The sequence below is a fragment of the Desulfosporosinus sp. FKA genome, from assembly GCF_002196785.1.
Lineage (GTDB): Bacteria > Bacillota > Desulfitobacteriia > Desulfitobacteriales > Desulfitobacteriaceae > Desulfosporosinus > Desulfosporosinus acididurans.
Genome location: NZ_NAHZ01000006.1, coordinates 22,337 through 29,326, shown reverse-complemented (window position 1 = coordinate 29,326; position 6,990 = coordinate 22,337). Strand labels below are relative to the sequence as shown.

Genomic DNA, 6,990 nt, shown 5'->3' with positions numbered 1-6,990 from the left:
GAAGTTAAGGATCCACACTGCAGGAGTCTGCGTATGGGGACGCAGTGTGGCGAAAGGCTCATCCGCCTTTCGTTCCAGGGCCAATAATACTTGGGGCGCAGGCCCCTGGGAAAGTAGGTCATCGCCAGGTAACAAGCGAAAGACTGCCTTATGGCAGTCTTTCTATGTTCCATGAGCGAAATGAAAGTGTAGCATTACTCGGGTCCCACACTGTAGGAGAAGGTGTTACTAGACGCAGTGTGGCGATAAGCTCGGTCCGCTTATCGTGTTCGGATTCACATTGCAGGAGAAGGTGTTATAGAATATTGCGCGGCGGTAGTGTGAGATTTATATGATTTGATTAGAGATGTGCACTTTTATGTTAAATATTTTCGTCATTATTTGAATATACGTATTCAAGTATATCGCCTGGTTGACATTGAAGAGTCTTACAAATTGCGTCAAGTGTCGAAAACCGAATTGCCCTTACCTTACCTGTTTTTAAATTAGAGAGATTTACATTAGAAATACCAATTTTTTGGGCTAATTCACTTAGCTTTATTTTTCTTTCGACTAAAATTCGATCTAATCTTATTACTATAGCCACTAACTAAGCACATCCTTACAGAGTTGTGTCATATTCATTTTGCAAGTATACGCCATATTGGAATATTTCAGCTATGATAAAAATAAGTCCTCCAAGTAATAAAGCACTGAAATGAATATTAGACAATTCTACCCAAAATATTTTTGTAACAAATAGTGAGCATAAAACGTTCGATAGAGTATCAGATAATAACGAATAGGTAATTATTGAATAAGTAAGTTTTCTTAAGTTTTTAGCATTGCCTAAAGTAAATGGAGTTATATCGTTAGCTGTAGATTTAAGGATATTTGCTATTTGTTTAATTCCATACAAAATTAGGGTGAAGCCAAGAAGAGATGAAAGTAAGTAGGTTATAAGAGCATCTTTTGCACTAAACATACGGGGGCCCAGAGGTTGCATAATTTTAAAGGGTATAATAATAAAGAATGTTGAGCCATTTTCTAGTGTATAGCTTATAGACCAATCCAAATTTCCTTTAACTGCGTTAAACTTGTCAGGTGAAGCAAACGAGAAATAAACAGAAGCTGACAATACAGCAAAGACACTTATTATTCCAAGAAAGAAAATTAATATAATTATTTTGTGGAGTATAGTTGCTCTCGATTTTATTTTTTCAATGTCATTTCGAATCATTGTACCGCCCTCCTAGATGAGATTATAAGGGCATTGTATTCGATAGTCAATAATTAATTAATGATAAACATTAATTAACATCCCTTCAGCGAGAACAGTGTTTTCGCTCTTAGCAAAGTGCAGTAGGGGGGTTCGTAATAGATATAGCCTCAAAGCATAATCAAAGGGCATATTCTTTAATAATTGAATTAATTTAATAATGCCTAAATACCGAATTTACGCTACTGAATTTAATTTAAGAACGTTACAATATATGGTAGATGATTTGTTAAAAGCTATTTGTGAAATTAACCTAATTATTTTTGAATTCGGGAACTAATTATTTACTGACGTTCTTTTTGAGAGTCGTGTCAGGAAAGTTCTTATCACTAGAACGACGGCAAAAACCTGGTTTGCACCCATGAAGTTGTCTCTTTGCATTGCATTATGTAAAAGTGACTTTCAGCAAAGAATTTATGAGATTTCTGAAAGCAGAAACCAGAGTGGCATAATAATTAAAAGACTACCTCATCGAAGATAGTCTTTTGAGCGAAAAAATTTAGTCACTAAATTAATCTTTAAAAAATGCAGCTTGTACTTCAACAGAAAGTTCATCAGCCCTACAATTTTCTAAGAAGGAATTGATTGCAATTACTTTACTGGTTATCGATATAAAATATTAGTTAAACTATTTGCATCGAGAGTCTTAAGATGATAATTGATCAGCATGAATCTCTTTTTCATGCTTTTCAGCTTCATAACCAAAGCGAAACCTTTGATTACAATAAGAACAGTGAATAAATTTACCATCCTCTGATGGAATTGGCATATTAACCACCTCCTTGATGAGAATTTTAACCATCTTGAAAGGAATTTAAACTTATTTGTATAAATGTTGATCTTATTATAATGCACCTCATAAAGTAGAATTGAGGTGATGAATATGTGGCGAAGATGGATTAGTATACTATACATAGAATTCTACTGGTGGAAAAGAGACATAATTCGACGATTTAGGTTGGATACACCGACAGGTATATCGGGTATACTACTTGTAGCATCTGCTATTATTTTGTTGTTTATTTTAGGTAATGGGGCGGCTCAAATCTTTCGGGATTATGTTCCCTGGATATCTGGGCGTAGGATTGGGGATGTATATTGGCAATCGATTAGTTTCGGTATAAAAGCTGCTTTAACCTTCATGATATTTAGTGGGTCATTAATAGCCTTTATTATTTTTAAAATAATAGGCCGAAACTAAACATGACGATAATAAAAAATTATAGTTCTAAGACATAAGTATGGAAAATAAATGTAATAAATAAATAAAGTGGATAAAGTTCTTGGCAACTATTCTTGCATAGGTCAAAATCCTATGTTAGAATTTATTGGTCAGAAGGGGGTCAGATAGGTGGATTTGTTCTCTGGGCTTTCGGTCACACAGTTATTTAACGTTATTATGATTCCGGTCCAAGTTATTATTATTTTTTTGACTTTTTATTATTTTATTTTGTCTTTGTTTGGACTGTTTAGGAGACGAGAGGATAAGATTCTAACGCCTGAGAAAAGCTTTGCCGTTGTTGTTGCTGCTCATAATGAGGAAGCTGTCATTGGACCGCTTGTAGAGAATCTAAGGATGCTGGATTATCCCAAAAAGCTCTTTGATATTTTTGTGGTAGCTGATAATTGCACGGATAAGACTGCATTAATAGCTCGGAACGCGGGAGCCATTGTTCATAGACGTTTTAATACTGAAAAACGTGGTAAAGGTTACGCCCTCGAATGGATGTTCCATCGCCTTTTCAAAATGGAGCGCCAATATGATGCAATCGTAATTTTCGATGCTGATAATTTAGTAAAAAATAATTTTCTCTTTGAAATGAACAGCAAACTTTGCCAAGGACATAAAATAGTTCAATGTTACTTAGATTCGAAGAATCCGATGGATACATGGGTAACAAATACATTCTCTATAGCCTTTTGGGTGACAAACAGATTGCTGCAACTCGCAAGATACAATACGGGGCGGCTTTCCAACGTTCTTGGCGGGACAGGCATGTGCATTTCAACCGATGTTTTGAGAGAATTTGGATGGGGAGCTACGTCTCTGACAGAAGATCTTGAATTCAGCATGAAGGCTTTAACACACGGTATTAAAACAACTTGGGCTCACGATGCTGTCGTTTATGATGAAAAGCCTTTAACCTTTATGCAGTCTTGGTACCAAAGAAAACGTTGGGCTCAGGGGCAAGTAGATGTAGCGGGAAGATACTTCTTTCCCCTGATACTTAAAGGTATACGCGAAAGAAAAATTATGTATTTTGATGCTGCAATACACCTCTTTCAGCCTGCTCTTGTAATGATTGCAACATTTTTTATGATGACAAACTTTATTTCCGCCCTGCAGTCAAGTTATACTCATGTCTTCACCTTAGTTATGCCTTGGACAGGGTGGCAAATATTATCCTCAATTCAATATCTGTATCCTGTTGCAGCTTTAGCACTGGATCGAATACCTTGGAAAGCCTATGTAGGCCTGATTTTGTATCCTATTTTTATCTATAGTTGGATTCCTATTGTCTTTTTGGGATTCATTAATAGGAAGGATAAACAGTGGTCACATACTAAGCATACACGTTCTATTAATATCGAAGATGTTGTTAAACAAAAAAAGGTATCCACAAGTTAGTTGCAAAGGATTAGTTGTAAACATACCATTTTATGGATCTTGAAAACAAAGGACCATTTTTTGAAAAAAAGTTTTGACACGGAGCACTTTTTTGTGTATACTGATATTCGTCAGTCGCCCCGGGTGATTAGCTCAGCTGGTAGAGCGCCTGCCTTACAAGCAGGATGTCGGCAGTTCGAACCTGTCATCGCCCACCAACTAATTTGCGATTGAAAGTGGCCCCGTGGTGTAGCGGTTAACATGCCTGCCTGTCACGCAGGAGATCGTCGGTTCAATTCCGATCGGGGTCGCCATTTATTGTATGCCTCGGTAGCTCAGTCGGTAGAGCAGAGGACTGAAAATCCTCGTGTCGGCGGTTCGATTCCGTCCTGAGGCACCATTTATGCGGGTGTAACTCAGTGGTAGAGTGTCACCTTGCCAAGGTGAAAGTCGCGAGTTCGAATCTCGTCACCCGCTCCATTTGTTAAAGTTGGCGGCATAGCCAAGTGGTAAGGCAGAGGTCTGCAAAACCTTTATCCCCAGTTCAAATCTGGGTGCCGCCTCCAAATATTTTGCCGATGTGGCGGAACTGGCAGACGCACGGGACTTAAAATCCCGCGGGTTAATAGCCCGTACCGGTTCGATTCCGGTCATCGGCACCAATATGGGTTTGTAGCTCAGCTGGTTAGAGTACCGCGTTGACATCGCGGGGGTCGGAGGTTCGAGTCCTCTCAAACCCACCATAATTGTTAGAAACTCGCTTTTATGCGGGTTTTTGTTTTTTGTCACATGTTTGCTATTAGTTTCTTTGTTCCCACGATCGTGATGTTTACTGAACATATGTAAGACAAGTAAGCCCCAGCTCGCCTGTGGCTTTTTCTATGCCCGATTTTGGACCTTTAAGTGAACTGAGAACGGTCATAATCTGAATCTGTTTATTTCTCAGGTGATTGGTGATTGTTGCTGCAATTTGTTTCTTCTAGAAATTTAATAACCATTGCCACTGTTAAGCCAAAAAAACCATGACTAAGAAAACACATCATTTTGCTAAGCGATGTTTTCATATCCTTAACTACCTTGAAACGGCTAAACAAATATGGAATTATGCCTCCTAATGTTCCTATGATAAAGCCTTTTAATATACAAGAACGTTTGCTGAAGGACAATAGACAGGTAATCAATATGCCTCCGGTTGTGCAAAAGAACGTACTAATTACATGCGGTAACCATATATTGTTTCTTGCGTTTCTGAATACACATTTTTTGCGATTTAGGACTTGAAGTGACATTGAGTGTAAGGAATGCTTTACAAGACCAAATTTAACAAACAGATAATTGCTCGACATAATGGCCAGCTCACCAAAAAGGCCTGAAATTATGCCTAAGATTAATTTACTTCGTATTTTTATCATACTTAAGCCTCCATTGGGTAGTTTCTGAATTATTTGACATGATATTCTCTAAATTTGCAAAAGCCTCTTCGTTGATATTTTTGATAATGTTTAATATACTATTAATGTTGTTTTTTAGAAGAATATTATTCTAATGTTTATAATTTTAACTTCGTGAAGCAAATCGTGATGTTGAAATTCTATTCTTTTTGCAGGAAAATGGAATCGTTTCATAAGACAACAATTTCAGAATAAGGTAGGAAAGGCGGTGCTTTACATGCATTCCCTTTGGCAAGGCAAGGCACCCATTTATGAGGCATTGCAAAATTATCAATCAATGAGAGTAGTACCCTTTGATGTGCCAGGGCATAAGCAAGGCAGAGGAAATCCTGAACTTGTAAAGTTTCTGGGACAACAGTGCTTATCGGTGGATGTTAACTCTATGAAGCCTCTTGATAATCTTGTTCATCCTGTTTCAGTGATCAAAGAAGCAGAAGAATTAGCTGCAGATGCTTTTGGAGCAGATCACGCATTCTTTATGGTTAATGGTACTACGGCTGCTGTTCAGGCTATGATTATGAGCGTATGTAAGCAAGGCGAAAAAGTAATTATGCCTCGTAATGTCCATAGAAGTGCAATAAATGCACTAATTATCAGTGGAGCAATTCCTGTATATGTTAATCCTGGTGTAAATAAACAACTAGGAATACCCTTAGGGATGTCAGTTGATGATGTAAAGCGAGCAATTGAAGAAAATCCAGACGCTAAGGCCATCTTTGTTAATAATCCGACCTATTATGGTATTTGTTCGGATTTAAAGACTATTACTGAACTAGCCCATTCCCATAATATGTACGTCCTAGTTGATGAAGCGCATGGCACTCACTTTTATTTTGGTTCTGACTTGCCTGTGAATGCAATGGCAGTTGGCGCTGATATGTCAGCGGTCAGTATGCACAAAACAGGCGGATCACTAACCCAAAGCTCGTTCTTGTTAAAAAGCGATCGTCTTAGTACAGGCCATGTACGGCAAACGATTAACTTAACCCAGACTACCAGCGGCTCTTATTTGCTCTTGTCTTCTCTGGATATTTCCAGACGTAATCTTGCCTTAGATGGAAAGAATATCTTCAATAAGGTATCCTCTCTGGCCAACTATGCGAGAGATGAAATCAATAAAATTGGGGGTTACTACGCTTTCTCGAAGGAACTAATTAATGGAGATTCTGTGTTTGATTTTGATCACACTAAGCTTTCCGTTTACACCCGTGAGATAGGGCTGGCAGGGATAGAAGTTTATGATATTTTACGGGATGATTACGGGATCCAGATTGAATTGGGTGATATCGCCAATATATTAGCGATAATCTCTGTCGGGGACCGCGAGTTAGCTTTGGAACGACTTGTATCATCTCTTTCGGAAATTAAGCGACTCTATACAAAAGACAAATCCGGAATGCTTGATCATGAATATATTAATCCCGATGTCATAATGACGCCACAACAAGCCTTTTACTCGCCTCAGCGTTCTGTTGAACTTAAGGAAAGTGATGGACATATATGTGCAGAGTTTGTGATGTCTTACCCGCCGGGTATTCCAATTTTAGCTCCAGGCGAACGGATAACCGATGAAATTATTGATTATATCTCCTATGCTAAGGCTAAGGGGTGTTTTCTAACCGGGACGGAGGATATGTCGGTTAAAAGTATCAAAGTATTGGAGGAAAAATAAC

6 protein-coding genes and 7 tRNA genes are annotated in these 6,990 nt (G+C 38.1%); 9 read left to right on the top strand and 4 right to left on the bottom strand.

From position 1 onward, the window contains the following. Positions 1–361: 361 nt before the first annotated feature. From B5771_RS00540 to B5771_RS24960, 3 genes are all read right to left on the bottom strand, one after another. Entirely contained in the window at positions 362–586 is a 225-nt protein-coding gene (locus tag B5771_RS00540) for a helix-turn-helix transcriptional regulator (protein WP_088185791.1), read from the bottom strand. A 15-nt stretch (positions 587–601) separates the two neighbouring features. After that, complete coding sequence (locus B5771_RS00535) at positions 602–1,219, bottom strand: DUF2975 domain-containing protein (RefSeq protein ID WP_088185790.1); 618 nt, start codon at positions 1,217–1,219, stop codon at positions 602–604. A gap of 685 nt (positions 1,220–1,904) precedes the next feature. After that, the gene (locus tag B5771_RS24960) at positions 1,905–2,027 is read right to left on the bottom strand and encodes a hypothetical protein (RefSeq protein ID WP_282433303.1); all 123 of its coding nucleotides are present in this window, start codon (positions 2,025–2,027) and stop codon (positions 1,905–1,907) included. Between the two features lie 582 nt (positions 2,028–2,609). On the opposite strand from B5771_RS24960, the gene B5771_RS00525 reads away from it, so the two are divergent. The 8 genes from B5771_RS00525 (at position 2,610) to B5771_RS00490 (ending at position 4,609) form a co-directional block, all read left to right on the top strand. Continuing rightward, a complete protein-coding gene (locus B5771_RS00525; protein ID WP_047811952.1) occupies positions 2,610–3,887 on the top strand; it encodes a glycosyltransferase family 2 protein in 1,278 nt (425 codons plus the stop codon). 121 nt (positions 3,888–4,008) lie between these two features. Continuing rightward, positions 4,009–4,084 (top strand) — tRNA-Val (locus B5771_RS00520). Positions 4,085–4,104: 20 nt separating this feature from the next. Then, a tRNA-Asp gene (locus B5771_RS00515) sits at positions 4,105–4,180 on the top strand. 10 nt (positions 4,181–4,190) lie between these two features. Further along, positions 4,191–4,266: transfer RNA gene (locus B5771_RS00510), tRNA-Phe, on the top strand. 5 nt (positions 4,267–4,271) lie between these two features. After that, positions 4,272–4,346, top strand: a tRNA-Gly gene (locus B5771_RS00505). Positions 4,347–4,358: 12 nt separating this feature from the next. Further along, a tRNA-Cys gene (locus B5771_RS00500) sits at positions 4,359–4,432 on the top strand. Positions 4,433–4,440: 8 nt separating this feature from the next. Then, a tRNA-Leu gene (locus B5771_RS00495) sits at positions 4,441–4,528 on the top strand. A 4-nt stretch (positions 4,529–4,532) separates the two neighbouring features. Then, positions 4,533–4,609 (top strand) — tRNA-Val (locus B5771_RS00490). 192 nt (positions 4,610–4,801) lie between these two features. On the opposite strand, the gene B5771_RS00485 is transcribed toward B5771_RS00490, so the two are convergent. Continuing rightward, positions 4,802–5,278: a hypothetical protein gene (locus tag B5771_RS00485; RefSeq protein ID WP_088185788.1), complete on the bottom strand. Its 477-nt coding sequence runs from the start codon at positions 5,276–5,278 to the stop codon at positions 4,802–4,804. Between the two features lie 256 nt (positions 5,279–5,534). On the opposite strand from B5771_RS00485, the gene B5771_RS00480 reads away from it, so the two are divergent. Next, on the top strand, positions 5,535–6,989 hold the full coding sequence (locus tag B5771_RS00480) for an aminotransferase class I/II-fold pyridoxal phosphate-dependent enzyme (protein ID WP_047812005.1): 1,455 nt from the start codon (positions 5,535–5,537) through the stop codon (positions 6,987–6,989). Position 6,990 lies beyond the last annotated feature (1 nt).